Origin of the sequence: Streptomyces sp. NBC_00078, assembly GCF_026343335.1 — a bacterium.
Classification (GTDB): domain Bacteria; phylum Actinomycetota; class Actinomycetes; order Streptomycetales; family Streptomycetaceae; genus Streptomyces.
In genome coordinates this window covers 6,155,140-6,180,092 of sequence record NZ_JAPELX010000001.1, presented here as the reverse complement: position 1 = coordinate 6,180,092, position 24,953 = coordinate 6,155,140, and the positions used below count along the sequence as shown (strand labels likewise).

Here is a 24,953-nt window from a genome sequence, read left to right as displayed (position 1 = left end):
TCACGCGCGGCCGGGCCGCACCCCCGAGCGGGGTGCGGCCCGGCCGTTTCAGCACACTTATCCTTGGCCTCATGTACTTCACGGACCGTGGCATCGAAGAACTGGAGAAGCGGCGTGGCGAGGAAGAAGTCACCTTCGAGTGGCTCGCCGAACAGCTGCGGACGTTCGTCGATCTGAATCCGGACTTCGAAGTGCCGGTGGAGCGCCTGGCGACATGGCTGGCGCGGCTGGACGACGAGGACGAGGACGACGCATAGCCCGACCGGCCATCAGTCGCACGGCCGCATCGGCTCGTACGCCACCCCCACCGCCCCGTTCCCCGGCAGCAGCGCGCCCGCCATGGGCCGTCCGTCCCCCGCTGCGCCGCCGCGGGCCCCGCACGGTGAGCGGGAGGCGCGCCGCCGCCTGGGCCAGGGACAGGGCAGGCGCCTTCGGGGTGCCTGCTGCCTGCCCAGGGCATCCAGGGGCCCAGCCGACCGCGGTCGACCGCGTCGAGTGCGTGCGCACCGCCTCGCGCCGGCCGGCAACTCGATCTGCTGGGTGTCCGGGCCGGCCGGACGTGGTCTCGTGGAGACGGTCGGCGGGTTCGCCGGGAGTGCGGCCGGCGGGCGGGGACACGTCCGCGCGCGTGAGGACCGCGAGCAGGCCGCGCAGACGGGCGCGGGCGTCCGCTCCGGAGTCCGCTTTCGTCAGTTCTTCGAGGGACCGCAGTTCCCGTACGGGGTCCAGGCCCAGGCGGTTGGCGAAGGTGTGCGTGGCCCCGTCCTCGCCGGCCGGCGTGCCGTTCGCGAGCCAGATGTAGCCGACCGGTCGGCGCAAGCCGGACCCGAGCATGTATCCGGCGCGGTAGACGCCCCCCCACAGGGCGAGCACGGGCCAGGGGACGCCGACGGCGAGGGCGGTGGCCCAGCCGGTCAGGACGCGGTCGACGGGCTCATCGCCGTACAGCCACGGCGAACCCTCGGGGACGAGCACGCTCCGGCCCGAGCCCGCGCCGGTGAGCAGCATGCGCTCGCACAGCAGCAGGTGGGCGGCGGGGCGACGGACCCTGGTTCCGCCCGGCAGAGCAGCAGGGCACCGGGGGCGGTCCAGGCAGGACCGGCGGAACCGCTGCGAAGGGCCTCCATCGACATGGCCACAAACCAGGGCGCTTGGGGCCATCGTTCATTTTCGGGGAAGCGCAGATCACCAGAACGGGTGTCTCGACGTGTCTTGACTTTCGACGACCGCGATATATCGTGAATTGCAGGAGACGCGATATGGCGCGTTGCGACGGGGAGGTCTCACCATGTCCGAGTGGTCCGTCACGGAACCCAGGAAACTGACGTTCGACGAGCCCGTACAGGAGCTCCACGTACGCATCGTCAACGGAACGGTGAACGTGGTGGGGACCGACGAAGGTTCCGCCCGCCTGGAGGTCACCCAGATCGAGGGTCCGCCGCTGGCGGTGAGCCAGCGGGGCGGCACCCTGACCGTGGCTTACGAGGACCTCCCCTGGAAGGGCTTCCTCAAGTGGCTCGACCGCAAGGGCTGGCGGCGCAGCGCCGTCGTCTCCCTCGCCGTCCCGGCCGACACGCGCGTCGAGGTGGGTGTCGTCGGCGCCGCGGCCATGGTGTCCGGGCTCGACGGACGCGCGGAAGTCAAGGGCGTCACCGGTGACACGACACTGGTGAGGCTGACCGGCCCGGTCCGCGCGGACACCGTCTCGGGGAACGTGGAGGCGCAGGCCCTCAGCGGTGACCTCCGGTTCAACTCCGTCTCCGGGGACCTGACGGTGGTCGAGGCGGGGTCGTCCGTCAAGGCGGACTCCGTGAGCGGCTCGATGATCGTCGACCTGGACCCGGCCGGCCGTCCGACCGACATCAGCCTGACCAGCGTCTCGGGCGAGATCGCCATCCGGCTCCCCCACCCGGCGGACGCGCAGGTGGAGGCGAACACCGCGAGCGGCACCGTCTCCAACGCCTTCGAGGATCTCCGGGTCAGCGGCCAGTGGGGCGCCAAGAGAATCACCGGCCGGCTCGGTACGGGCAGCGGCAGCCTGAAGGCGACGACCGTCTCGGGCTCGATCGCCCTGCTGCGCAGGCCTCCGGCCGAGGACGAGCCCTGGGACGTGGACCCCGAGGACACCGGCCCCGAGGACATCGCCCTTCAGGACATCCGCACCGAGAACATCCGACCGCCGGCCGAGGACACGGCCACGGAGGCCGGCCCGGCAAGCACCCCGGCAGCCGAACCGCACGGCGACTCGGGGGACAATTCCGTTTCCGGCGGGGGCGACGGTGCGAGTGACGCCCCGGCCGACGGCACGACCGACAAGAAGGTGCTCTGACATGCCTCCCGTCTTCGCCCACGGCCGCCTCCGCCTCTACCTGCTGAAGCTGCTGGACGAGGCCCCGCGCCACGGCTACGAGGTGATCCGCCTCCTGGAGGAGCGCTTCCAGGGGCTGTACGCACCGTCGGCAGGCACCGTCTACCCCCGTCTGGCCAAGCTGGAGGCCGAGGGCCTGGTCACCCACACCACCGAGGGCGGCCGCAAGGTCTACGCCATCACGGACGCGGGCCGCGCCGAACTGGCCGACCGCAGCGGCGAGTTGGCCGACCTGGAGGTGGAGATCCGCGAGTCGGTGGCGGAGCTCGCCGCCGAGATCCGGGCCGATGTGCGCGGCGCGGCGGGCGATCTGCGGCGCGAGATGCGGGCCGCTGCCAGCGAGGCGCGCCGCGGTGGTGGCACCAAGGGACGCGGCGAACAGGACTCCCCCTTGGGGGACTTCGCCGACTACGCCGACAAGGAGTCGTGGCGTACCGCCAAGGAGGAGATGCGCCGCGTCAAGCAGGAGTGGAAGGAGCAGGCCCGGCGCGCCAAGGACGAGAGCCGAAGGGCCCGCGAGGAGGCACAACAGGCTCGGCGCCAGGCCAAGGAGGCGCAGGAGCGGGCCCGGGCCCAGGCACAGGAGGAGCTTCAGCGCATCGGCCGACGGGTGCAGGAGCAGGTGCAGGATCACTTCGCGCGAGGCGACTGGCCGACGGGGGTGCGCGAGGGCCTGACCGAACTGGCCAAGGAGTTCGGGGACTTCGGAAAGGACTTCGGCAAGGAGTTCGGGAAGGACTTCGGGTTCGGCCGGGGCACCGCCGGCGCCTCGGCCCCGCAGCCCGAGTACTCGCACACCAAGGAGGACTTCCCCGCCGAGTACGAACCCTCCTGGGCGCACGAGGATGCCACCGGCGACCCGACCCGCGACCTGGACCGTCTGCTCGACCGCTTCCGGGACGACATCCGCGACGCGGCCCGCGACCACGGCGTCACGGACGACCAGCTCCGCGACGCCCGCCGCCACCTGTCGACGGCGGCGGCACACATCGGCGCCATACTGCGCGCGCCGAGGGTCTGAGTCACGGCATCGGAGGCCGCTTCCGGCGGTGCGCCCGGCGAAGCCTCAGGCACACCTCCACAGGAAGCGGCCCTGCTCGCCGTCCAGCGAGAGGAAGACGTAACCGAAGTCCGCGTCACCGACGTTGACGCGGAAGGGCAGCGCGCGGGAGGCCAGTCGGACCACCAGCCGCCACCCCTCTCCGGGCGCCTGCCCTCCCTGCAGCAGAGAGGCGGGACAACCGTCCTCCAGGGCGAACCCGGTGTGCGCGCCGCCCGTGTTCAGCCGGCCTTCGCCTCTGAGCTGCCGTACAGCACCCGGGTCAGTGACTCGTGCGTGACGCCACGGTCGGCGAGGAGTTCGCTGGCCAGACCGGGACGGACGGTCAGGGCCAGGAGGATGTGCTCGTCCCCGATGTGCCGGTCGCCGTGGGCGACGGCGATGCGCAGCGACTTCTCAAGGGTCTGCTTGGCACCGCGACTGAAGGGATGCCGCCCGGACCACGAGCCCTTGTCCCTGCGGCCGCCGGACATGGCCCCGACTCCGTGCACCTCCTCGACCCGGGCGACGATCTCCGACACGTCGATCCCCAGCCCGGCCAGGGCGTCGGTCTCGGCCTGGGACAGTCCGGCCCGGCGTCGGGCCTCGGTCACCGCCTCCCGTACCGACTCCTTGCGTTCACCGGCCACCCCGAGCGAGGCGAGCGCGAACGAGGCGCGGCTGCCTTCGCGGTCGAGGAGCGCGAGCAGCATGTGCTCGGTGTCGACGACAGGTGCCCCCGCCCCGTCCGCGTGCGCAACCGCCGCCTGCACCACCACGCGGGCGTTCTTCGTGAACCGCTCGAACATCAATGCCTCCCGTACTTCTTGTGCACGGCCTGCCTGCTCACACCGAGTTCCGCGGCGATCTCCTGCCACGACCAGCCCTGATTGCGCGCACTGCGCACCTGCACCGACTCCAACTGCTCCAGCAGCCTGCGCAGCGCGGCGACGGCGCGTAGTCCGACCCGTGGATCGCGGTCGCCCGCGCGCTCGGCGAGATCCGTTGCTTCGGTCATGGTGTCAACTTACATTGACACCCCCACTCTGTCAACCATGGTTGACAAACGCGGACGGCCGACCTGGCGGGCAGCCAGGTCGGCCGTTGATGACAGAAGGTGCGGGCGCGGCCCTCAGCCGTTGGTGAGCACGATCTTCCCGAACTGCTCGCCGGACGCCATCCGTTCGAAGCCTTCACGGGCCCGGTCCATCGGCAGCACCTCGTCGATGACGGGACGCACTCCGGTGGCGGCGCAGAAGGAGAGCAGGTCCTCCAGTTCGTCCTTGGTGCCCATCGTGGAACCGACGACCTTGAGCTCCAGGAAGAAGATGCGCGTCAGTTCGGCGTGGGAGGGCCGGTCACCGCTCGTCGCACCGGAGATGACGAGCGTGCCGCCGGGCTTCAGCGACTTCACGGAGTGCGACCACGTCGCCGCGCCGACGGTCTCGATGACGGCGTCCACCCGCTGCGGCAGCCGGGCCCCCGACTCGAGCGCCTCGACGGCACCCAGTTCCACGGCCCGCTTCCGCTTGGCCTCGTCACGGCTGGTCGCGAAGACCCGCAGCCCCGCTGCCTTTCCGAGGACGATCGCGGCGGTGGCGACACCACCGCCTGCGCCCTGGACGAGGACCGAGTCGCCGGGCCGTACACCCGCGTTGGTGAAGAGCATGCGGTACGCCGTCAGCCAGGCCGTCGGCAGACAGGCGGCCTCCTCGAAGGAGAGCTCCCTGGGCTTGGGCAGGATGTTCCAGGTCGGCACGGCGACCTGTTCGGCGAAGGTGCCCTGGTAGTGCTCGGTGAGGATGGAACGGGGTTCACTGGGGCCGACACCGTGACCGCTCTGTCCGATCACGGAGTGCAGGACGACCTCGTTGCCGTCCTCGTCGACACCGGCGGCGTCGCAGCCGAGGATCATCGGCAGTTTGTCCTCGGGCAGACCCACGCCCTTGAGGGACCAGAGGTCGTGGTGGTTGAGGGAGGCGGCCCTGACGTTGACGACACTCCAGCCGGACCGGGCCGGGGGAGCCGGACGGTCCCCCAGTTCAAGGCCGTTGAGCGGCTGGTCGCGGTCGATTCGGGCGGCGTAGACGGCGAACATGAAGTTGACCATAGGCGGCGCCCCGCCTCGACGGAACCGGGAGGCGCTGTGACACACACCCTCTTGTCACAGGGGTGGCGTTCTTGCGACAAGGATGGCGCTGCGGCATCCCGACCCGGCCCCGTACCTCGCGTGCCCCGCGCCCCGACCCGGCCCGGCCCGGCCCCGGCGCATCGCAGCCCGTCCGGCGGCGAACCACCCACAGACGCCGTCCACACCATCGACCCCTATCCACCCCTCGTCCACCCGAACGGGCGAGCGAGCAGGCAAAGAATTGGCCCCGCCCAATTGGATGCTGACTCTGTCGGGGATCTTGAGGATCCCCGGCGGGGCAGCATGATCAACGGGCGTCCTCGGATCTGTTCAGGACCGATGCAGATGTCGAGGTGCCCGTTGTCGCTCCGTGCCCGTTCTGGTGAGCAAGTCCCTTCTCTGACCGTGCGGATGGCGCGAGCGAGCAATCCGGGCGGTACGACGGCGATGTGGGTGAGAGACCACCTGGGCAGGCTGTGGCGTGACGAGGACTTCGCCGACTGGTACCCGCGTGACGGGCGCCCGGGGCTCTCACCCGCCCAGCTGGCCACCGTCTGCGTGCTGCAGTTCCTGCTCGGCCTGTCGGACCGGCAGGCGGCCGAAGCGGTTCGCTGCCGCATCGATTTCAAGTACGCGCCGGCCATGGAACTGGACGATCCCGGCTTCCACCACAGCGTGCTGGCCGACTTCCGCGACCGTCTCACCGAGGACGGCCGAGCCGACCGTCTCCTGGACCTCGCGCTCGCGCGCCTGAAGGAGGCCGGTCTCGTCCGCGAGCGCACCACCCAGCGCACGGACTCCACCCACGTCTTGGCCGCGGTGCGCGACCTGACCCGCCTGGAACTGGTCACCGAAGCTGTCCGCGCCGCGCTGGAAGAGCTGGCCGGCATAGCTCCGCACTTGCTGACCGGCTTGGTCGACGAGGAGTGGGGGCGCCGCTACGGCCGCCCGGTCCGTCTGGGCAAGAACCCCACCCGCCCCAAGACCAGGATCCTCGCCACTGGCAACGACGCCGCCCGGCTAATCGGGCACCTCGGGCAGCACGGGCCGGAACGCCTGTCCGGGCCCCGGGTCCAGGCCCTGCGGCAGATCATGGTTCAGAACTACTACCGCGACGGGGCCGGCCGCCTGCGCTGGCGCACCGCCGAGGACGGCGGGCTGCCGCCCTCGGCCGTCGCGGTTGTCTCGCCCTACGACCCGACGGCCCGCTACGCGCGCCGCGGACATGTCACCCGCTGGAGAGGGTTCGTCGCACATCTCACCGAGACCTGTTCTCCTGACGGCGTCAACGTGATCACCGATGTGGCGACCACCGACGCCACCAGCTACGACGCGAAGGCTCTGCCCGGCATCCACACCCGGCTCAAGCGCCGCGGGCTGCTGCCCGCCGAGCATCTGGTCGACGGCGGCTACACCTCCCTGGTCCATCTGGAACAGGCAGCCCGCGAACACCAGGTCACGGTCACCGGACCACTGCCGGTCAACACCACCCGCCAGAACCGCAGGAACAACGGCTTCGGCCGCGACGACTTCCACATCGACTTCGACCGCCGGCAGGTCACCTGCCCGCAGGGCGAGACCAGCGCAGGATGGCACGGCCCCTACCCGACCTCCTCACCCACCGCGGCACCTCTGATCGTCGCACGGTTCACCAAGAGCCAGTGCCGTCCCTGCCCGGTCCGCACCCGCTGCACGACCACCGCCGACAGCGCCCGGAGCGTGGGCTTCCCCCCGCGAGAACTCCGCGACCTGCAACTCCGCGTCCGCGCCGAACAGCAGACACCCGAATGGCAGGCCCGCTACGCGGTCCGCTCCGGAGTGGAAGGCACCATCAACGAGCTCGCCCACGGACACGGCCTGCGCCGCTGCCGCTACCGAGGACAGCACAAAGCCCACTTACAGCACGTGTTCACAGCCATCGCCGCGAGCATCGAGCGCCTCAGCCGACGGCCGCCGACCGGAGAAGCACCTCCGTCCCGGCCGCCGACCGCCTTCCAGAACTACTTGGACCAGCACGGAATCACCCGGCCAAGGTCTTGGCGGTCCGCCAGAGACTGAGCAGACCGCCAAGATCCCCGACAGAGTCAGCATCCGAACGGGCGGGGCCATTCAGCCGACGCGGCGAGTCAGCGCCGCGCAACACCCTCGGCCCGGGCGGCCGCCGCAACAGCCGCCGTGACCGCCGGAGCGACCCGCTCGTCGAAGGGCGACGGAATGACGTAGTCCGCAGCGAGGTCGTCGCCGACGACCCCTGCCAGCGCCTCGGCCGCCGCGATCTTCATGCCCTCGGTGATCCGGGAGGCCCGCACCTGCAGCGCACCGGCGAAGATGCCCGGGAACGCCAGCACGTTGTTGATCTGGTTCGGGAAGTCCGACCGCCCGGTCGCCACGACTGCCGCGTACTTGTGCGCGACGTCCGGGTGCACCTCGGGGTTCGGGTTGGCCATGGCGAACACGAACGCCCCCTCGGCCATCGAGGCGACGGCCTCCTCCGCGACCGTACCGCCGGAGACGCCGATGAAGACGTCCGCGCCCTCCAGGGCCGCCTCAAGGGCCCCGGTGATGCCGGCCTTGTTGGTGAAGGAGGCGAGCTCCCGCTTGACCGGCGTGAGGTCCTCCCGGTCGGCCGAGACGACGCCCTTGCGGTCCGCGACGGCGACATCGCCGATGCCGGCCTCGACCAGCATCTTGGCGATGGCCACACCGGCCGCACCGGCGCCGGAGATGACGGCCCGCAGATCGGCGAGCCCCTTGCCGGTGAGCCGCGCGGCGTTGCGCAGGGCCGCCAGCGTCACGACCGCCGTGCCGTGCTGGTCGTCGTGGAAGACCGGGATGTCGACCCGCTCCTGGAGCTTGCGCTCGATCTCGAAGCACCGCGGTGCCGAGATGTCCTCCAGGTTGACGCCGCCGAAGGACGGGGCGAGCCGCACCACGGTCTCGACGATCTCGTCCACGCCCGTGCAGGCGAGCGCGATCGGCACGGCGTCGACGCCGCCGAACTGCTTGAACAGAATCGCCTTGCCTTCCATCACCGGAAGGGAGGCCTCGGGGCCGATGTCGCCGAGCCCGAGCACGGCCGTGCCGTCGGTGACCACGGCCACGACGGACGACTTCCACGTGTAGTCGTGGACCAGTGCCGGCTGCTCGGCGATCGCGGTGCACACCCGCGCGACGCCCGGTGTGTATGCGAGGGACAGGTCGTCCTTGTCACGGACCGGCACGGTGGCCTGCACAGCCATCTTGCCGCCGCGGTGCAGCGCGAACGCGGGATCGAAGGAATCGAGGGGCTCGGCCCCGCCGTCCTGATCCGTCTTGCTGTCGCTGCGAGGATTGACGATCTCCGCTGCCACTTTGTTTTACCCCTTAAGTCTTCATTGGTTGAGGGTGGCCACTCCTGGTGAGGGGTGGGCGGGCACCGCGTCCGACCCGGTTTCGGTGATGCGTACGGGTCGTACGCGACGGGCGCGCCGCACACGCGCCCTGAGCCCCGGATGAGGGGTGTAAAGAACCTTCTTACCGGACGCACCGGGCAGAGACGAGTCCAATAAGTCCAAGGTCACACCGTGGAACCGGAAGGTCACGTCCCGGCGACAAGGATCGTCACGAAATATGGGGACACATCCTCGACGAACCCTTGACCAGCGGTCGAACAGTGATCGACGCCTCGGAGCACGCATCCCGTATCACGGGACGAGCCGGAGAACTTACGGCCGGAACGGCGGATTCCCGCAGATGGTCCGGCCATGTTGTACCAACCTGGTGCGGTTCGGGGGTCACCCGTTATCTGATTTTGACATGGCGGGTCGTCTGAACGGCTGAGTCCGAATGGCAAGATGCCGTAAACACACGAGGTCGTGACACCCGAAGGTGTGTGTTCTCGTCGACTCATCGGCAACTCCACCCATCCGCCGGAGGAACCCAAAATGACCGCAAGCTCCACCCGTCGTACGACCGCCGCACGCACCCGTTTGGCAGCGGTCGGTGCGATCGCGGTCGCAGGCGCCCTGATCCTCACCGGTTGCGGTGACCAGACCAAGAACAAGGACTCGGCCAGCAGCACGTCCACGAGCACGGCGCCGCTGGCCGACAAGCTGCCGGCCTCGATCCGCGACAAGGGCGTCATCAAGGTAGGTTCCGACATCGCGTACGCGCCGGTCGAGTTCAAGGACAGCTCCGGCAACACGGCCGGCATCGACCCCGACCTCGCGGCCGCCATGGGCAAGCAGCTCGGCGTCAAGTTCGACTTCCAGAACGGCACCTTCGACACCCTGATCACGGGTCTGCGCTCCAAGCGGTACGACATCGCCATGTCCGCGATGACCGACACCAAGGACCGCCAGGAGGGCATCGACTCCAAGACCGGCAAGAAGGTCGGCGAAGGCGTCGACTTCGTCGACTACTTCAACGCCGGTGTCTCGATCTACACCAAGAAGGGCAACGACCAGGGCATCAAGTCCTGGTCCGACCTGTGCGGCAAGAAGATCGCGGTGCAGCGCGGCACGGTCTCCGAGGACCTCGCCAAGGCCGAGGCCAAGAAGTGCCCGGCCGGCAAGACGCTCGCCATCGAGTCCTTCGACAACGACCAGCAGGCCCAGACCCGCGTCCGCGCGGGCGGCGTCAACGCCGGCTCCTCCGACTTCCCGGTCTCCGCGTACGCCGTGAAGACCTCCGGCGGCGGCAAGGACTTCCAGATCGTCGGCGACCAGGTCGAGGCCGCCCCGTACGGCATCGCGGTCGCCAAGAGCAGCACCCAGCTGCGGGACGCCCTGAAGGCCGCGCTCGACGCGATCATCAAGAGCGGCGAGTACGACAAGATCATCCAGAAGTGGGGCGTCGCCGATGGCGCCGTCAAGGCAGCCACCGTCAACGGCGGCAAGTGACCGCGGCCCGCGGCCACTGAAAGGCAATACCCGTGACTGCTGACATCAACAAGACGGCGGGCCCCGAGGACACTCCCCCGGCCGGACCGCAGGCCATCAAGGCCATCCCGGTCCGGCACTACGGGCGGTACGTCTCCGCCGTGATCGCCATCGGGGTCCTGGTCGCGATCATCTACGCGTTCGCCCAGGGCAAGATCAACTGGGGTGCCGTTCCGGACTACTTCTTCGACAGCCGCATCCTCAAGGGCGTCGGCCAGACGATGCTCCTGACGGTGACCTCGATGGTGATCGGCATCGTCGGCGGCGTCCTGCTCGCCGTCATGCGCCTGTCGAAGAACCCGGTGACCTCGTCGATCGCGTGGTTCTACATCTGGTTCTTCCGCGGTACCCCGGTCCTGGTCCAGCTGTTCGTCTGGTTCAACCTCGGTCTGGTCTTCGAGTACATCAACCTCGGGCCGATCTACAAGAACTACTGGTCGGACTTCATGACGCCGTTCCTGACGGCGCTGCTCGGCCTCGGTCTCAACGAGGCCGCGTACATGGCCGAGATCTGCCGTGCCGGTCTGCTCTCGGTCGACGAAGGACAGACGGAGGCGTCGCACGCCCTCGGCATGAGCCACGGCAAGACCCTGCGCCGCATCGTCATCCCGCAGGCCATGCGCGTGATCGTGCCGCCCACGGGCAACGAGGTCATCAACATGCTGAAGACCACCTCGCTGGTCTCGGCAGTGCAATACCCCGAGCTCCTGCGCTACGCCCAGGACATCGGCCAGACCTCCGGCGCGCCGGTGGAGATGCTGTTCCTGGCCGCCGCCTGGTACCTGATCCTCACCTCGATCCTCAGCATCGGGCAGTACTACGTCGAGCGGTACTACGCCCGCGGCTCCAGCCGCAGCCTGCCGCCCACCCCGTTGCAGAGGATCAGGAAGAACCTGCTGTCCATCGGCCGTCCGAAGGGAGGCGCGGCATGACCGACAAGCTCAGCAAGACGGACACGCCCGTGCGCGACTCCAGCATCCCGATGGTCAAGGCCGAGGGTGTCCACAAGAGCTTCGGCCCGCTCGAGGTCCTCCAGGGCATCGACCTGGAGGTGAAAGCCGGCGAGGTCTTCTGCCTCATCGGCCCTTCGGGTTCCGGCAAGTCGACCTTCCTCCGGTGCATCAACCACCTGGAGAAGATCAATGCCGGGCGGCTGTCGGTCGACGGGGAACTGGTCGGCTATCGCCAGAAGGGCGACAAGCTCTACGAGCTGAAGGACAGCGAGGTCGCGGTCAAGCGCCGGGACATCGGCATGGTCTTCCAGCGCTTCAACCTGTTCCCGCACATGACGGCCGTAGAGAACGTCATGGAGGCCCCGGTCCAGGTCAAGGGTGTCAGCCGGTCCCAGGCCCGGGAGCGCGCCCATCAGTTGCTGGAGCGGGTCGGCCTCGCCGACAAGGCCGCCGGCTACCCCTCGCAGCTCTCCGGCGGCCAGCAGCAGCGCGTCGCCATCGCCCGGGCGCTCGCCATGGACCCGAAACTGATGCTCTTCGACGAGCCGACCTCGGCCCTCGACCCCGAGTTGGTCGGCGACGTCCTCGACGTCATGCGCGACCTGGCCGAGTCCGGCATGACGATGATCGTCGTCACCCACGAGATGGGCTTCGCCCGCGAGGTCGGCGACAGCCTGGTCTTCATGGACGGCGGCGTGGTGGTCGAATCCGGCAACCCGCGCGACGTCCTGACGAACCCTCAGCACGAGCGGACGCAGTCGTTCCTGTCGAAGGTCCTCTGAGAATCCACCGACGGCGGATGATGTCCGTCCCCACACAGGGGCGGGCACCATCCGCCGTTGCGGTCACTACAGGTTCAGCCAGGGGCTGCGCGGCGAGAGATTGCCCTCGGTGCTGATCCCCTTCATCTGCACGAAGGTCGTGTACTGCCCACTGCCGCGAAAGTCCTTGCCGGCGTACTTCTTGTTGACTACCTTGCCGCTGGGGCAAGGGTAGGACTTCTTGGACACGATCCTTTCACCGGTCGTGAGAACCCTGATCAGAATCGTGCACTTCGCGTGCTTCTTGCCCATGGAGACGATCGCACTCGGGTGCCCCACGCCGTTGGACTTCTTGCTTATGCAGGACTTCCAGATGATGACGTGGTTGTCGTCGGGGAAGGTGTCGATGTTCGAGTAGGTCGAGCAGCCCCCGTGGCCGGACTCCGCGTAGGCCGCAGGCGCCGCGGCCAGCCCCGCGAAGGGCAGCGCCGCACACATGACCGCAACGGCGGCTGTCCTCTTGATCTTCATTGCGTACCTTTTCCCTCGTTTTCGGCGGGCGGCACGACGGCCACCCCCGGTCAGGCGGTCAGGCGGTCAGGCGGTCAGGCGGTCAGGCGGTCAGGCGGTCAGGCGGTCAGGCGGTCAGGCGGTCAGGCGGTCAGGCGGTCAGGCGGTCAGGCGGTCAGGCGGTCAGGCGGTCAGGCGGTCAGGCGGTCAGGCGGTCAGGCGGTCAGGCGGTCAGGGAAGATCCTTTAGGACGATTGCACTTATGCGCAACTCCGCAAGCGACCCTTGACGCACAAGTGCGCCGCGCCAGGACCTACTTGAACGCGAGGACCAACGTGTCCGACGGCGAGCACCACACCGCCCGCGCCTCCCCGAACCCCTTTTCGCGCAGCACGCGCGCGTGCCAGGCCGCGGACGGCATGTCGCCGTCGGCGTGCTCGCCGTAGATCTCGTAGCGGCGGGCCGTGGGCTCGGCGAGGACCGGGTCCTCGGCCGCCAGCTGCCACCACTCGTCCCAGTCCAGCGCGCCGTTCCGCTTGGCCTGATCCATACCGGCGTGCCGCTGCGCCCGCTCCGCCGCGTTGATCCTGGGCGTGGTCTCGTCGATCATGTGGTCGGCGTTCATGAAGACGCCGCCGTGGCGGACGAGTTCGGCGACCTGGCCGTACAGGTCCGCGAGGGGTTCGCTGTGCAGCCAGTGGAGGGCCGTGGCGGTGAGGACCGCGTCGTACGTCTCGTACGGCAGCCGTGCGGGCCACTCGGGGTCCTTGAGGTCGGCCTCCACGAGGGTGACTCGGCCGTCGCCCTCGAAGGTGCCGCGGGCGATGGCGAGCAGGGCCGGGTCGAGGTCGACGCCGGTGCTGACGGCCTTGGGAAAGCGGCTCAGCAGGCGCGCGGTGATGCTGCCGGTGCCGCAGGCGAGATCCAGGACGCGCGGCTCGGGCCCGACACAGGCCTCGACCATGTCGAGCATGATCCGGAACCGCTCCTCGCGGTCCGGCATGTACCACTCCTGCTGCCGGTCCCAGCTCGACTGCCAGGCCTGCCAGTCGGTTCCCGCCGCACCGGTGTGGGTCGTGGTGTTCATGGAGTCCCCTTCTCCCGTCCGTCGCGTAATACCCTGGGAGCGTAGGCAGCCGTTACCTCCTCCCGCACACGACCATAGAGCTCCTCTGTAAGGACTACAAGTGCAACTGGCCTATTACTCCGACTACGCCGTGCGACTCGTCAACACGGAGGAGCCGGCCCGGGGCAACGACTCCCTGACCACGGTCGGGGCCGTCCGTGAGCTGTTCGGCGCCAACGCGTCGGCGGCCCGGCGCGCCACGGACGCCGACGTCACCCGCTTCCGCTCGGTCCGGGCCCGGCTGCGTGCGGTCTTCGAGGCGGCGGACAAGGGGGACGAGACCCTCGCGGTCGACCTGCTCAACTCGCTGCTGCTGGAGTTCCCGGTGAGCCCCCAGATCTCGGGCCACGACCACCGGGACGACGACGGCCGCCCGCTGTGGCACATGCACCTGGCGGACCACCCGTCGAACGCCACCGCGGGCTTCGCGGCCATCGCGGCGATGGGTCTGGCGTTCCATCTGACGGAGTACGGCGTCGACCGTCTGGGCCTGTGCGAGGCGGCGCCGTGCCGCAACGCCTACCTGGACACGTCGACGAACCGCTCCCGGCGCTACTGCTCCGACCGCTGCGCGACCCGCGCCAACGTGGCCGCCTACCGCGCCCGCAAGCGCCTGGAGGCCGACCGGTCCGGGAAGACAGGCCTGGCGGCCGACAGCGCCCAGCGCGCGAGCGCGAACGGCGAGCGCTGACCCGCCCTGAGCGGCCGGTACCGAAACCGCACCTTGCCCAGCACGAGGTCCTCCGGGACGGTCCCGTAGTCCGTGCTGTCACCGCCCGCGTAGGAGTTGTCGCCGAGCACCCACCAGCCGCCCTCGCGGCGCTCCGTCGCCCGCTTGACGACCAGCAGGTCCTGCTGGAACGGATGCCTGAGGACGACCACGTCACCGGGCCTGACCCGGGCCCCGTACTGCACCACGAGACGGTCCCCGTGGTGGAGCGTGGGCACCATGGACGGCCCGGTCACCTCGGCCACCCCGAAGGGCAGCAGAGCCCTTTCGCGCTCGACGTCCTGCGACAGCTCCGGCATCCCCGGCACCTCCCCGGTACGTTCCTCCACCAGTCTCAGTCTGACCCCGGACTTTTGTCCTAAGCCCATGGGGGCACTCGCGAAAACGCCTCTCCCAGGGAGTAATGTCGCACCTGAGAAGACGATCACGAGGAAGGAACGCTCCATGCTTTCCCGCCTGTTTGCCCCCAAGGTCAAGGTCAGCGCACACTGCGACCTGCCCTGCGGTGTGTACGACCCGGCCCAGGCCCGCATCGAGGCGGAGTCGGTGAAGGCCGTCCAGGAAAAGATGGCCGGCAACGACGACCCGCACTTCCAGGCGCGCGCCACCGTCATCAAGGAGCAGCGCGCCGAGCTCGCGAAGCACCACGTCTCGGTGCTCTGGAGCGACTACTTCAAGCCCCCGCACTTCGAGAAGTACCCGGAGCTGCACCAGCTGGTCAACGACGCCCTGAAGGCCCTCTCGGCCGCCAAGGCGTCCACCGACCCGGCCACGGGCCAGAAGGCTCTGGACTACATCGCCCAGATCGACAAGATCTTCTGGGAGACCAAGAAGGCCTGACGACCGCCCGGTTCGCGAGGACCGGCGATCGGTGCACCATCGCGGGTCCACGGGCACACCGAAGGGGCCCGGCCGGGAAACCGGCCGGGCCTCTTCCGCTTTCCTGACGGCTTCGGCGTTACTGACGACCGTCGTTGTCGTCCTCCCCCGCCTCCAGCAGGCCCGGCGCCGCGCCCACGATCCGTGGATCGGGGCTGCCGACGACCTCCTCGTCCTTGTCGGAGTAGTCGAAGCGGGCCAGCACGCTGCGCATGGCCTCGACGCGGGCGCGCTTCTTGTCGTTGCTCTTCACCACCGTCCAGGGCGCGTACTCGGTGTCCGTCTCACGGAACATGGCGACCTTGGCGGCGGTGTAGTCGTCCCAGAGGTCCAGGGAGGCCAGGTCCATGGGGCTGAGCTTCCACTGCCGTACCGGGTCGACCTGGCGGATGGTGAAGCGGGTGCGCTGCTCGCCCTGCGAGACGGAGAACCAGAACTTCAGCAGGTCGACGCCGTCGTCCGCGAGCATCCGCTCGAACAGCGGCGCCTGGCGCATGAAACGCCGGTACTCGTCGTCCGAGCAGAAGCCCATGACCCGCTCGACGCCCGCCCGATTGTACCAGGACCGGTCGAACAGCACGATCTCGCCCGCGGTCGGCAGGTGTTCGACGTAGCGCTGGAAGTACCACTGGCCGCTCTCGCGCTCCGTCGGCTTCTCCAGCGCCACCACGCGTGCGCCGCGGGGGTTGAGGTGCTCCGTGAAGCGTTTGATGGTGCCGCCCTTGCCGGCCGCGTCGCGTCCCTCGAAGACGATGACGAGCCGGCGCCCGGTCTCCTTGATCCAGCTCTGCAGCTTCAGCAGTTCGATCTGCTGGAGCCGCTTGTGCCAGTCGTACTCCTTGCGCTCCATCCGGTGCCCGTACGGGTAGTTCTCCCGCCAGGTGTCGATGGGGCTTCCGTCCGGGCGGATGAGTACGGGGTCGTCGGGGTCGGTGTAGTCGACCGTCAGGTCGGCCGACTCGGACAGCAGGGGCGGCATGTTCATCCTTGCTCCCGGGGTCAGTGGAACTGCGGCACGATGAGGTATATCCCGTACGCCACTACGGCGGCGCAGGCGAGGAAGCACAGGCCGGCCTGGGCGAGACCGAGGGACGAGACCCCGCCACCGGTTCCAGCGCCGGTCCCACCGCCGTCCTGCCGTGCCCCTTCGAATCGGGAGAGGCCGAGGACGCCGAGGGCGAAGACGACGACCACGGCCACGGTGACGCCGATGCTCACCCCTGTGACCTGGCCGAGTGCGCTCCAGTCGATGTTCATGATGCGAACTCTCCGTGTCTCAGGCGGCCGCGCCGACGCTGGCCGGCGGCTCGGTGCGGATGGCCACCTCGTGGTGGTCGTTGACGTTGTCGGCGTGCACCGGGTTGCGGCGCGAGACGACGACGATGCCGGCGGCCACGGCGGCACCGACCAGGGCGACGACGACGGTGCCGAGGTTTCCGCCGTGCTTGACCACGCTCGCGGAGACGCCTCCGACCAGCGCGGCCGCGGGCAGCGTGATCAGCCAGGCGGCGACCATGCGGCCGGCGACACCCCAGCGCACCTCCGCCAGGCGCCGGCCGAGGCCCGCACCGAGGATGGAGCCCGAGGCGACCTGCGTGGTGGACAGGGCGAAGCCGAGGTGGGCGGAGGTGAGGATGACGGTCGTGGAGGCCGTCTCGGCGGCGAAGCCCTGCGGGGACTGGATCTCGGTCAGGCCCTTGCCCATCGTGCGGATGATCCGCCAGCCGCCGATGTAGGTGCCGAGGCCGATGGCGAGACCGGCGGAACCGATCACCCACACCGGGGGGCCGGCGTCGTGCCCGAGCGCACCCGCGGAGATCAGGGTCAGCGTGATGATGCCCATGGTCTTCTGCGCGTCATTGGTGCCGTGGGCGAGCGAGACCAGCGAGGCGGAGGCGATCTGACCGAGCCGGAAGCCCTTGGTGACCGAGTCCTTGCGGCCGCGGGCGGTGAGCTTGTAGGCGAGGTAGGTGGCTATCAGGGCCGCGACGCCGGCCACGACCGGCGAGGCCACGGCGGGGATCAGTACCTTGTCGACCACCTTGTCGAAGTGCACGCCGTTGGATCCCGCGCCGACCCACACGGCGCCGATGAGCCCGCCGAACAGGGCGTGCGAGGAACTGGACGGCAGCCCGACCAGCCAGGTCAGCAGGTTCCACAGAATCGCCCCGACCAGCCCCGCGAAGATCATCCCCGGACTGACGAGGGCATCGTCCACGATGCCGCCGGAGATCGTCTTGGCGACCTCGGTGGACAGGAACGCACCGCCGATGTTGAGAACTCCGCTGATGAGCACCGCTGTCTTGGGTTTGAGGGCGCCGGTGGCGATGGAAGTGGCCATCGCGTTCGCGGTGTCGTGAAATCCGTTGGTGAAGTCGAAAGCCAGTGCCGTGACGATGACGACCGCCACGAGGAACGTGATGTGGTCCATTGCCTCATGGGAACAAGCGCTTCCATACGGCAGGCGAACGTGAGGCAAAGCCCGCTCCAGAACCAGGCACCCGGACGGTGAGGATCGTGCGATGCTGACGTGGTGAACCGTGAGGATCTGGTGCGGCTGCGCAAGGCGCGCGACCGCATGGACCGCGAGTACACCGAACCCCTCGACATCCCGGCCCTCGCACGCACCGCGCTCATGTCGCCGGGCCACTTCCAGCGCAGCTTCCGGGAGGCCTACGGCGAGACACCGTACGGCTACCTCATGACCCGCCGGGTGGAACGGGCCAAGGCCCTCCTGCGCCGCGGCGACATGACCGTGACGGAGGTGTGCATGGCGGTGGGCTGCACCTCTCTCGGCTCCTTCAGCGCCCGGTTCACCGAGCTGGTCGGCGAGACACCGAGCTCCTACCGGGCTCGCTCGCACGAGGAGAGCGCGGTGATCCCGCCCTGTGTGGCGCGGGCGTACACCCGCCCGACACGGGCGGAGCGCCGGTAACGACCTTAGGTTGGATACATGGACCTGAAACTGAACAACTGTTTCATCGCCGTCGACGATCACGACAAGGCGATCGCCTTCTACTGCGACGTCCTGGGCCTGGAGATCCGCAACGACGTCAAGTACGAGGGAATGCGGTGGGTGACCGTCGGGTCGCCGCTGCAGCCGGACGTGTCGATCGTCCTTGAGCCGCCGGCGGCCAACCCCGACCTGTCCCCCGCCGACCGGGAGGCGATGGAGCAGCTGCTGGCCAAGGGCATGCTGCGCGGCGTCAACTTCACGACCGAAAACTGCGACACCCTCTTCGCCCGCGTCCGGCAATCGGGCGCCGAGGTGATCCAGGAGCCGACGGACATGCCGTACGGGGTCCGGGACTGCGCTTTCCGGGATCCGGCGGGGAACATGCTGCGGTTCATGGAACGGTGAACCCGCCTGCCGTACCGCGTCCCCTGCCCGGGTTCATCGGCCTTCTCTCAAGGAGTGGGCCACGCGTACACGCACGCGTAGGCCGTGGCTCCCTCGTCGATCGGGCAGGCGGTGGCCTTCAGTAGCGGGGCGGCCGGTTCGGAGGGGTTCTCGCGCTCCCAGCCGACGGGTGGCCGCGGCCGCGTGGAGTCCTGCAGCCACAGGGTGAGCCCTCCGCCGACGGCCACGGTGATGGCCCACACCAGCACGGCCCGGCGCCACATGCGGCGGCGCGTTCCCCCCAACTCACCGTTCATGGGCCCAGGTTACGGCTTCAGCCGTGCCGCCCGCCCCTGGAGATAGCGCTGTTCGGGAAGGCTCAGGGTTGCCGCTGCCGCCGACTCGTAGGCGCAGCGGGCCTGTTCGTGGTCGCCCGCGCGCTCCAGGAGGTGGCCGCGCACCGCGTCGAGGCGGTGACCCAACTGCGGTTCCAGCAGGTCGAGTTCGGCGAGCCCGGCCTCCGGACCGTCCACCATGGCGACGGCCACCGTGCGGTTGAGGCGTTCGACGGGGCCCGGGACCAGACGGACCAGGACCTCGTACAGACCGAGGATCTCCTGCCAGTCGGTCGCCTCCGCGGACGGCGACTCGTCGTGTACGGCGGCGATGGCCGCGCGCACCTGGTAGGGGCCCGCGCCGCCCCGGGACAGCGCCCGGATGACCAGCGCTACGCCCTCCTCGATCGCGGCCTTGTCCCAGCGGGCGCGGTCCTGTTCGTCGAGGGGCACGAGTTCGCCGTGCGGGCCGGTGCGTGCCGCGCGGCGGGCGTCGGTGAGCAGCATCAGAGCCAGCAGGCCGGCCACTTCTCCGTCGTCGGGCAGCAGCCGGTGGACGGTACGGGTCAGCCGGATCGCCTCGCCGGCCAGTTCACGGCGCTGCAGCACCGCTCCGGACGTCGCCGTATAGCCCTCGTTGAAGATCAGGTAGAGGGTGTGCAGCACGGCGGGCAGACGGTTCTGCCAGCTGTCCGGCCGCCCGAAGCGCACCCCCCGCACCTTCTGCTTGGCCCGGCTGATGCGCTGCGCCATCGTCGTCTCGGGGACCAGGTACGCGCGGGCGATCTCCGCCGTCGTCAGACCGCCGACCGCACGCAGGGTGAGCGCGATCTGGGCGGGCGGGGTGAGGTCCGGGTGGCAGCACAGGAAGAGAAGCGTGAGGGTGTCGTCCTCGCGGGGCGCCCAGTCCACTCCCGGTGGCGGGGCGGTGAACGCATCGCGCGGAGTCAGCGCCGCCACCCTCTCCTCCCTGGCCCGTCGCGCCTCCTCCGACCGCAGCGCGTCGGTCAGCCGCCGCGAGGCCACCTTGATCAGCCAGCCGCGCGGGTTGTCCGGCACTCCCGCCGAGGGCCACTGGTCCGTCGCCGCCAGCAGCGCCTCCTGTACGGCGTCCTCGGCGGTGTCGAAGTGCCCGTACCGGCGCACCAGCGCGCCGAGGACCTGCGGCGCGTTGTGGCGCAGCAAGTCCTCGACCTCGGCGGCTCGGCCCATGCGGCTGTGCTCAGACGTCCGCGGAGCCGCTGTCGATGGGCCGGATCACCACGGGGTAGTTGGTGGCCCCGGCGGGCTGGGGGCACTGGATGATGCGTTCGGCGATCTCCGTGACGCGCTCCAGGCTCGCGCAGTCCAGGACCCAGTAGCCGGCCAGCAGCTCCTTCGTCTCGCCGTACGGGCCGTCGGTGATCACGCTCTTGCCGTCGTCGCCCAGGCCGACCAGCCGGGTCTTCGCCGGCTCGGTCAGGCCCTGCGCGTCGACCAGCTCGCCGCTCTCGGCGAGGTCGTTGTTGACGGCGCCCATGAAGGCGTACATGGCCTGGACGTGCTCCTGGCTCCAGGCCGGGGAGTGCTCGTTGGCCTTGCCGCTCATGCCCTCGTAGTCCGCCTGCGTGCACTGCACCATGACCAGGTACTTCATGACTGAGCTCCTTCGGCTCGCGCCGCCCGTAGCGGGCGGCTCTCACAGGGGACGTCGGAGCCGGGCCGGGCTTCTCGACACGGGTCTCAGGTTTTTTTCGCGGCTGTCTCCCCGGGCTCGCCGGACTCGGCGGCCCGGGGGGCGTATGCCTCGCACGTGGGGTTGCTACAGGGGCCCGACACCCATACCGGCACCCATGCCCCCAGTGTCTTGTGGCGCTTGACCACCGTCTCCACGGGCTGTCCGCACTCCGGACAGACGCGTTCTGAGCTGTCCATGCCCTCAGCGTAGGCCGGTCGGCGCCGCCGCGCGTACGTACGGACGAGTACTCCGTCGCCGAACGTGCGCACCCGCTCCAGGGCGAAGTCGGTGACCGCGAATCCGCTGCCGAACCTCGGCACGCCCGAGCCGCACTGACGTTCCGCGCGGTGGACGCCGCGGCCGGGGTGCCCGCGGTCACCCTGTGCGCCTGCTGCACGGGCCGCGACGACCTTCTCCCGTCCTGGGGCATCTGCCCCTGCCAGGTGTCCTGGACGGCGGTGTACGGCCTGGCGCCGGGGTGCCGGAGGGACTGGTGGAGGGGTCGTGGCGACGCCCGCACCGGAGAGCTGGACGGTCGTACCGGAGGGCTACCGGGTCAGCCGCGGGGTTCGCGCCACATCGGCCACATCCGCGGGCCGTCCGGAAGCTCCAGGGGGCGCCCGGCGAGTTCGAACCCGAGGCGCTCGTACAGTACGCGGCTGCGAGCGCTGCTGGCCTCCAGATAGGCGGGCAGGTCCTCCCGGTCGCAGCGATCGAGGACGTGCTGGACGAGCGCGCCGCCGATCCCCTCGCCCTGGCGCTCCGGTGCCACGCCGATCATCCACAGGTACTCGTGGGCACGGCCGGCGGGGTGGATCCGGGCCGTCAGCCGGCCGATCAGTTCGACGCGTTCGTTCCCCGGGTCGACGGCGGCCCGCAGCTGGGCGGGCCCGTCGTCGACGGCGTCATGCGCTTCGGCGGGCACGGACAGCCACAACGCGCACGCGCTGCCGTCCTCGGCGACATCGATCCGGCCTTCGTCGAGCACGATGTCGGTGAAGGCGGCCATCAGCCGGTGGTGGGTCGTACGGCGGTACTCGTCCCCGGGAAAGACCCAGCCACTGACCGGATCGTCCTGGAAGGCCTGGTCCAGCAGCCGCACGACCAGCCCCCGGTCACCCTCGCCCGCCGCCCGGATCGCCACGCCCATATGCCATCTCCTCGCCTCAACCAACCTCGGCCTTACGGCTGTTGAGCCTATACGGGGCCGTGAGGCGAGGGAGCCGGGTGAGTCGGGGGCCGGGTAAACATGAGCTGAAGGGGGCAACCGGGCCTCCACAAAAAGACGGGCCCCGCACACCGTGGGGATGTGCGGGACCCGCCGGGCCGGAGCCTCGGCGGCCGTGCGGGGTCAGGAGCCGCGCGACCGTCCCGGTGGGCCCCGGGGCCTGCAAGGGCGAAGGTCAGCTGCTGCGCCGTGTCACGAACTCCAGCAGGGCGAGCAGGCCGCCCGCCTCCGCCGGGTCGGCGACCGCCCGGGACAGCTCGTGCATCGCGCGGGCCATGCGGTCGGCGGCCTGGGCCTGCGCCCAGTCGCGCCCGCCGGCCTGCTCGACGGCGAGAGCAGTCCGCGCGATGCCGGCCTCGCCCCCCTTGTCGTACGGCACTTCGTACAGCGCGGCCAGTTCCACGGCCGCCGGGGTGCCCGAGGTGAGCGCGGCGACCACCGGCAGGGACTTCTTGCGGGCCGCCAGATCCGCGCCGACCGGTTTGCCGGTGCGCCGCGGATCGCCCCATATGCCGATGACGTCGTCGATGAGCTGGAAGGCGAGCCCGGCCTCGCGGCCGAACGCGTCCAGCGCCTCGACCTCCTCGGCGGACGCCTCCGCGTACAGCGCGCCCAGGGCGCAGGCGCAGCCGAGCAACGCGCCCGTCTTGGCCTCGGCCATGGTCAGCACCTCGTCGAGGGTGACCTCGCCGGGACCGCGCCGCTCCATCGCCGTGTCCGCGTGCTGGCCCGCGCACAGCTCGACGACACAGGCCGCGAGCCGGGCGGCGGCCGGCCCGGACGCCGGGTGCGGGTCCTCGGCGAGCAGCCCGAGGGCCAGCGCCTGCAGGGCGTCCCCGGCCAGGATCGCGTCGGCGTCACCGAACACGGTCCATGCGGTGGGCCGGTGCCTGCGGGTGGTGTCCCGGTCCATCACGTCGTCGTGCAGCAGCGTGAAGTTGTGCACCAGTTCCACCGCCGCGGCCGCCCGGACGGCTGCCTCCCGGGCCCTCGCACCGCCCAGCGCGGCGGCCGCGGTGAGAACGAGCGCGGGACGGATCGCCTTGCCCGCGTTACCCGCCGCCGGGGTGCCGTCCGCGTGCTCCCAGCCGAAGTGGTAGAGCGCGATCCGGCGCATCGAGCCGGGCAACGAGTCGATGGCGGCGCGCAGTTCGGGATCGACAGACGCCCGGCTGCGCTCCAGGATCACCGACGCCTCGTGCCCGTCGAACGGCTGCGCGTCCGGGGTGCGCTGTTTCGCCTCCGTCATGAACTCGGCCATGGGATCTCCCTCGGTCAGTCCGCGGACGGTGGCGCTTCCGCTGCGGCTGGGCGCATACCACCGGGATGTACCCGCCGCAGTGGGCGGGGACACGGCTCCCGGGTACAGAAACGTCACCTCCACCGGCCGATCTCGACGTTCTCCAGGACACCGAGCGCGTCGGGGACGAGGACCGCGGCCGAGTAGTAGGCCGTCACCAGGTACTTGATGATCGCCTGTTCGTTGATGCCCATGAACCGCACGGACAGGCTCGGCTCGATCTCGTCCGGGATGCCGGCCTGCTGCAGTCCGATGACCCCCTGCTCGGCCTCGCCGGTACGCATCGCGATGATCGAGGTCGTGCGGGCCTCGGAGACCGGGATCTTGTTGCACGGGTAGATCGGCACACCGCGCCAGGTCGGGATGCGGTTGCCGCCCACCTCGATCGTCTCGGGGACGAGCCCCCGCTTGTTGAGCTCGCGGCCGATCGCGGAGATCGCGCGCGGGTGGGCGAGCAGCAGCTTGGTGCCGCGCCGCCGGCTGAGCAGCTCGTCCAGGTCGTCGGGGCTGGGCACACCGTCGTGCGGCTGGAGCCGCTGGTCGTACTCGCAGTTGTTCAGCAGGCCGAACTCGCGGTTGTTGACCAGCTCGTGCTCCTGGCGCTCCTTCAACGCCTCGACCGTCAGCCTCAGTTGCTGCTCGGTCTGGTTCATCGGCTGATTGTAGAGGTCGGCGACGCGCGAGTGGATGCGCAGCACGGTCTGGGCGATGCTCAGTTCGTACTCGCGGGGCCTTGCGTCGTAGTCCACGAAGGTGTGCGGGATGTCGGGCTCGCCGCTGTGGCCTGCGGCGAGGTCGACCTCCTTCTCGCCGTACTTGTTGGTGCGCTGCTCGGGAATCGCGTGCAGCTGCCGGAGGTGCTCCCGCAGGGAGTCGGCGCGCTCCGCGACCTGGTCGACGTCCTGGCGGGACAGGATCAGCACCGTGCACGCGGTGGCCGCGCGGGCCGTGTACTCCCAGATCGCGTCCGGGTCGAGCAGCGCCGCTTCGCCCATGTAGGCGCCGTCGGCGAGTACACCGAGGACCGCGTCGTCGCCGTACGGGCCGGTGCCGACCTTCTCCACCCTGCCGTGCGCCAGCAGATAGACCTCGTCGGCCTGGCTGCCGAACGAGGCGATCACGGACCCCGCCGCGAACTCCTGCTGCCGGCAGCGCTGGGCGAGTTCCGAGAGCACCTCGTCGTCCTCGTAGTCACGCAGCGCGGGCAGTTCACCCAGCTCCGCGGGGATGACCTCGACTCGGTCGCCGGTCTTCACGAACGTGATGCGGCCGTCCCCCACGGCGTAGCTCAGTCGCCGGTTGACCCGGTACGTACCACCCTGGACATTCACCCACGGCAGCGTGCGCAGCAGCCAGCGCGAGCTGATCTCCTGCATCTGGGGCGCGGACTTGGTCGTGGTGGCCAGGTTCCGCGCGGCTGCCGTGCCGAGGCTCTGCTGCGGCTTGCCCTGCTCCGAACGGACCTCTTCGCCTACCGACATATGAGAATTGCCCTCCCGCTCATACAGCCGACGCCGATCTGCGCCGCTGCGTCGATCTCCGCGGACCAGCCTTTCATCACGGAACGTGCCTGTGCTATTACCCGAAAGAGCGGGGTTGGATCTTCGCCGGACGGGG

The 24,953-nt window shown here is 69.9% G+C and carries 27 protein-coding genes and 2 pseudogenes; 11 read left to right on the top strand and 18 right to left on the bottom strand.

The window, feature by feature from the left end:
* Positions 1 to 71: 71 nt before the first annotated feature.
* Entirely contained in the window at positions 72 to 257 is a 186-nt protein-coding gene (locus OOK07_RS29165) for a DUF6104 family protein (RefSeq protein WP_037620917.1), read from the top strand.
* Between the two features lie 12 nt (positions 258 to 269).
* Here the strand turns inward: OOK07_RS29165 and OOK07_RS43760 are convergent.
* Positions 270 to 1,133 (bottom strand): annotated as a pseudogene (locus OOK07_RS43760) (hypothetical protein).
* A gap of 155 nt (positions 1,134 to 1,288) precedes the next feature.
* Here OOK07_RS43760 and OOK07_RS29160 point away from each other — a divergent pair.
* Positions 1,289 to 2,329, top strand: coding sequence for a DUF4097 family beta strand repeat-containing protein (locus OOK07_RS29160; protein WP_266684766.1), 1,041 nt, complete (start codon positions 1,289 to 1,291; stop codon positions 2,327 to 2,329).
* A 1-nt stretch (position 2,330) separates the two neighbouring features.
* Positions 2,331 to 3,389: a PadR family transcriptional regulator gene (locus OOK07_RS29155; RefSeq protein WP_266684764.1), complete on the top strand. Its 1,059-nt coding sequence runs from the start codon at positions 2,331 to 2,333 to the stop codon at positions 3,387 to 3,389.
* A 260-nt stretch (positions 3,390 to 3,649) separates the two neighbouring features.
* Here OOK07_RS29155 and OOK07_RS29150 read toward each other — a convergent pair whose 3' ends face one another.
* The 3 genes from OOK07_RS29150 to OOK07_RS29140 all read right to left on the bottom strand — a co-directional run bounded on the left by OOK07_RS29150 (position 3,650) and on the right by OOK07_RS29140 (position 5,505).
* On the bottom strand, positions 3,650 to 4,216 hold the full coding sequence (locus OOK07_RS29150) for a Clp protease N-terminal domain-containing protein (protein WP_266799380.1): 567 nt from the start codon (positions 4,214 to 4,216) through the stop codon (positions 3,650 to 3,652).
* Positions 4,216 to 4,425 (bottom strand): helix-turn-helix domain-containing protein, encoded by a 210-nt coding sequence (locus OOK07_RS29145; RefSeq protein WP_007384656.1) that lies wholly within the window; start codon positions 4,423 to 4,425, stop codon positions 4,216 to 4,218. The genes OOK07_RS29150 and OOK07_RS29145 overlap by 1 nt, the downstream gene beginning before the upstream one ends.
* A gap of 114 nt (positions 4,426 to 4,539) precedes the next feature.
* Positions 4,540 to 5,505, bottom strand: coding sequence for a zinc-binding dehydrogenase (locus OOK07_RS29140; protein WP_266799378.1), 966 nt, complete (start codon positions 5,503 to 5,505; stop codon positions 4,540 to 4,542).
* A 444-nt stretch (positions 5,506 to 5,949) separates the two neighbouring features.
* Between OOK07_RS29140 and OOK07_RS29135 the strand changes: the two genes are divergently transcribed.
* The gene (locus OOK07_RS29135) at positions 5,950 to 7,596 is read left to right on the top strand and encodes an IS1182 family transposase (RefSeq protein ID WP_266802066.1); all 1,647 of its coding nucleotides are present in this window, start codon (positions 5,950 to 5,952) and stop codon (positions 7,594 to 7,596) included.
* Between the two features lie 68 nt (positions 7,597 to 7,664).
* Here OOK07_RS29135 and OOK07_RS29130 read toward each other — a convergent pair whose 3' ends face one another.
* Positions 7,665 to 8,888, bottom strand: coding sequence for an NAD(P)-dependent malic enzyme (locus OOK07_RS29130; RefSeq protein ID WP_266684755.1), 1,224 nt, complete (start codon positions 8,886 to 8,888; stop codon positions 7,665 to 7,667).
* A gap of 573 nt (positions 8,889 to 9,461) precedes the next feature.
* On the opposite strand from OOK07_RS29130, the gene OOK07_RS29125 reads away from it, so the two are divergent.
* The 3 genes from OOK07_RS29125 to OOK07_RS29115 are packed head-to-tail and all read left to right on the top strand — an operon-like array spanning position 9,462 to position 12,192.
* A complete protein-coding gene (locus OOK07_RS29125) occupies positions 9,462 to 10,418 on the top strand; it encodes an ABC transporter substrate-binding protein (protein ID WP_266684753.1) in 957 nt (318 codons plus the stop codon).
* Between the two features lie 32 nt (positions 10,419 to 10,450).
* On the top strand, positions 10,451 to 11,389 hold the full coding sequence (locus tag OOK07_RS29120; protein WP_266684751.1) for an amino acid ABC transporter permease: 939 nt from the start codon (positions 10,451 to 10,453) through the stop codon (positions 11,387 to 11,389).
* Positions 11,386 to 12,192, top strand: coding sequence for an amino acid ABC transporter ATP-binding protein (locus OOK07_RS29115; protein ID WP_323182996.1), 807 nt, complete (start codon positions 11,386 to 11,388; stop codon positions 12,190 to 12,192). The genes OOK07_RS29120 and OOK07_RS29115 overlap by 4 nt, the downstream gene beginning before the upstream one ends.
* 66 nt (positions 12,193 to 12,258) lie before the next feature.
* Here OOK07_RS29115 and OOK07_RS29110 read toward each other — a convergent pair whose 3' ends face one another.
* Together OOK07_RS29110 and OOK07_RS29105 are read right to left on the bottom strand one after the other, a co-directional pair.
* On the bottom strand, positions 12,259 to 12,702 hold the full coding sequence (locus OOK07_RS29110; RefSeq protein WP_266684749.1) for a hypothetical protein: 444 nt from the start codon (positions 12,700 to 12,702) through the stop codon (positions 12,259 to 12,261).
* 292 nt (positions 12,703 to 12,994) lie between these two features.
* Positions 12,995 to 13,768 carry a class I SAM-dependent methyltransferase gene (locus OOK07_RS29105; RefSeq protein WP_266799376.1) on the bottom strand — a complete coding sequence of 258 codons (774 nt, stop codon included), beginning with the start codon at positions 13,766 to 13,768 and terminating at the stop codon, positions 12,995 to 12,997.
* A 100-nt stretch (positions 13,769 to 13,868) separates the two neighbouring features.
* On the opposite strand from OOK07_RS29105, the gene OOK07_RS29100 reads away from it, so the two are divergent.
* Complete coding sequence (locus OOK07_RS29100) at positions 13,869 to 14,498, top strand: CGNR zinc finger domain-containing protein (RefSeq protein WP_266684747.1); 630 nt, start codon at positions 13,869 to 13,871, stop codon at positions 14,496 to 14,498.
* Here OOK07_RS29100 and sodX read toward each other — a convergent pair.
* The gene (sodX, locus tag OOK07_RS29095) at positions 14,402 to 14,836 is read right to left on the bottom strand and encodes a nickel-type superoxide dismutase maturation protease (protein WP_266802064.1); all 435 of its coding nucleotides are present in this window, start codon (positions 14,834 to 14,836) and stop codon (positions 14,402 to 14,404) included. The two genes, OOK07_RS29100 and sodX, sit on opposite strands and share 97 nt — an antisense overlap.
* Before the next feature lie 145 nt (positions 14,837 to 14,981).
* Here sodX and sodN point away from each other — a divergent pair, with 145 nt between their 5' ends.
* Positions 14,982 to 15,377: a superoxide dismutase, Ni gene (gene sodN / locus OOK07_RS29090; RefSeq protein WP_023546844.1), complete on the top strand. Its 396-nt coding sequence runs from the start codon at positions 14,982 to 14,984 to the stop codon at positions 15,375 to 15,377.
* Positions 15,378 to 15,495: 118 nt separating this feature from the next.
* On the opposite strand, the gene ppk2 is transcribed toward sodN, so the two are convergent.
* Genes ppk2 through OOK07_RS29075 form a run of 3 tightly spaced genes read right to left on the bottom strand, consistent with a single transcriptional unit; the run spans position 15,496 to position 17,847 of the window.
* On the bottom strand, positions 15,496 to 16,395 hold the full coding sequence (ppk2, locus tag OOK07_RS29085; RefSeq protein ID WP_266802063.1) for a polyphosphate kinase 2: 900 nt from the start codon (positions 16,393 to 16,395) through the stop codon (positions 15,496 to 15,498).
* Positions 16,396 to 16,415: 20 nt separating this feature from the next.
* The gene (locus OOK07_RS29080; protein ID WP_266684708.1) at positions 16,416 to 16,673 is read right to left on the bottom strand and encodes a hypothetical protein; all 258 of its coding nucleotides are present in this window, start codon (positions 16,671 to 16,673) and stop codon (positions 16,416 to 16,418) included.
* A gap of 19 nt (positions 16,674 to 16,692) precedes the next feature.
* A complete protein-coding gene (locus tag OOK07_RS29075; RefSeq protein WP_266684706.1) occupies positions 16,693 to 17,847 on the bottom strand; it encodes an inorganic phosphate transporter in 1,155 nt (384 codons plus the stop codon).
* Positions 17,848 to 17,949: 102 nt separating this feature from the next.
* Here OOK07_RS29075 and OOK07_RS29070 point away from each other — a divergent pair, with 102 nt between their 5' ends.
* Positions 17,950 to 18,351: a helix-turn-helix transcriptional regulator gene (locus OOK07_RS29070; RefSeq protein ID WP_266799375.1), complete on the top strand. Its 402-nt coding sequence runs from the start codon at positions 17,950 to 17,952 to the stop codon at positions 18,349 to 18,351.
* A gap of 18 nt (positions 18,352 to 18,369) precedes the next feature.
* Positions 18,370 to 18,777, top strand: a complete 408-nt coding sequence (locus tag OOK07_RS29065; RefSeq protein ID WP_266684702.1) for a VOC family protein — start codon at positions 18,370 to 18,372, stop codon at positions 18,775 to 18,777.
* A gap of 47 nt (positions 18,778 to 18,824) precedes the next feature.
* Here the strand turns inward: OOK07_RS29065 and OOK07_RS29060 are convergent, their stop codons facing one another.
* The 7 genes and pseudogenes from OOK07_RS29060 to OOK07_RS29025 all read right to left on the bottom strand — a co-directional run bounded on the left by OOK07_RS29060 (position 18,825) and on the right by OOK07_RS29025 (position 24,817).
* On the bottom strand, positions 18,825 to 19,073 hold the full coding sequence (locus OOK07_RS29060; protein ID WP_266684700.1) for a hypothetical protein: 249 nt from the start codon (positions 19,071 to 19,073) through the stop codon (positions 18,825 to 18,827).
* A gap of 9 nt (positions 19,074 to 19,082) precedes the next feature.
* The gene (locus OOK07_RS29055; protein ID WP_266799373.1) at positions 19,083 to 20,303 is read right to left on the bottom strand and encodes an RNA polymerase sigma factor; all 1,221 of its coding nucleotides are present in this window, start codon (positions 20,301 to 20,303) and stop codon (positions 19,083 to 19,085) included.
* A gap of 10 nt (positions 20,304 to 20,313) precedes the next feature.
* On the bottom strand, positions 20,314 to 20,727 hold the full coding sequence (locus OOK07_RS29050; RefSeq protein ID WP_266799371.1) for a YciI family protein: 414 nt from the start codon (positions 20,725 to 20,727) through the stop codon (positions 20,314 to 20,316).
* A 299-nt stretch (positions 20,728 to 21,026) separates the two neighbouring features.
* Positions 21,027 to 21,137, bottom strand: a pseudogene (locus OOK07_RS29040) (dihydrofolate reductase family protein); the annotation flags it as partial.
* Between the two features lie 227 nt (positions 21,138 to 21,364).
* Positions 21,365 to 21,958, bottom strand: coding sequence for a GNAT family N-acetyltransferase (locus OOK07_RS29035; RefSeq protein WP_266799367.1), 594 nt, complete (start codon positions 21,956 to 21,958; stop codon positions 21,365 to 21,367).
* A 253-nt stretch (positions 21,959 to 22,211) separates the two neighbouring features.
* Positions 22,212 to 23,297 (bottom strand): family 2 encapsulin nanocompartment cargo protein polyprenyl transferase, encoded by a 1,086-nt coding sequence (locus OOK07_RS29030; protein ID WP_266799366.1) that lies wholly within the window; start codon positions 23,295 to 23,297, stop codon positions 22,212 to 22,214.
* 113 nt (positions 23,298 to 23,410) lie between these two features.
* Positions 23,411 to 24,817: a family 2B encapsulin nanocompartment shell protein gene (locus OOK07_RS29025; RefSeq protein WP_266684690.1), complete on the bottom strand. Its 1,407-nt coding sequence runs from the start codon at positions 24,815 to 24,817 to the stop codon at positions 23,411 to 23,413.
* Between the last annotated feature and the right edge of the window lie 136 nt (positions 24,818 to 24,953).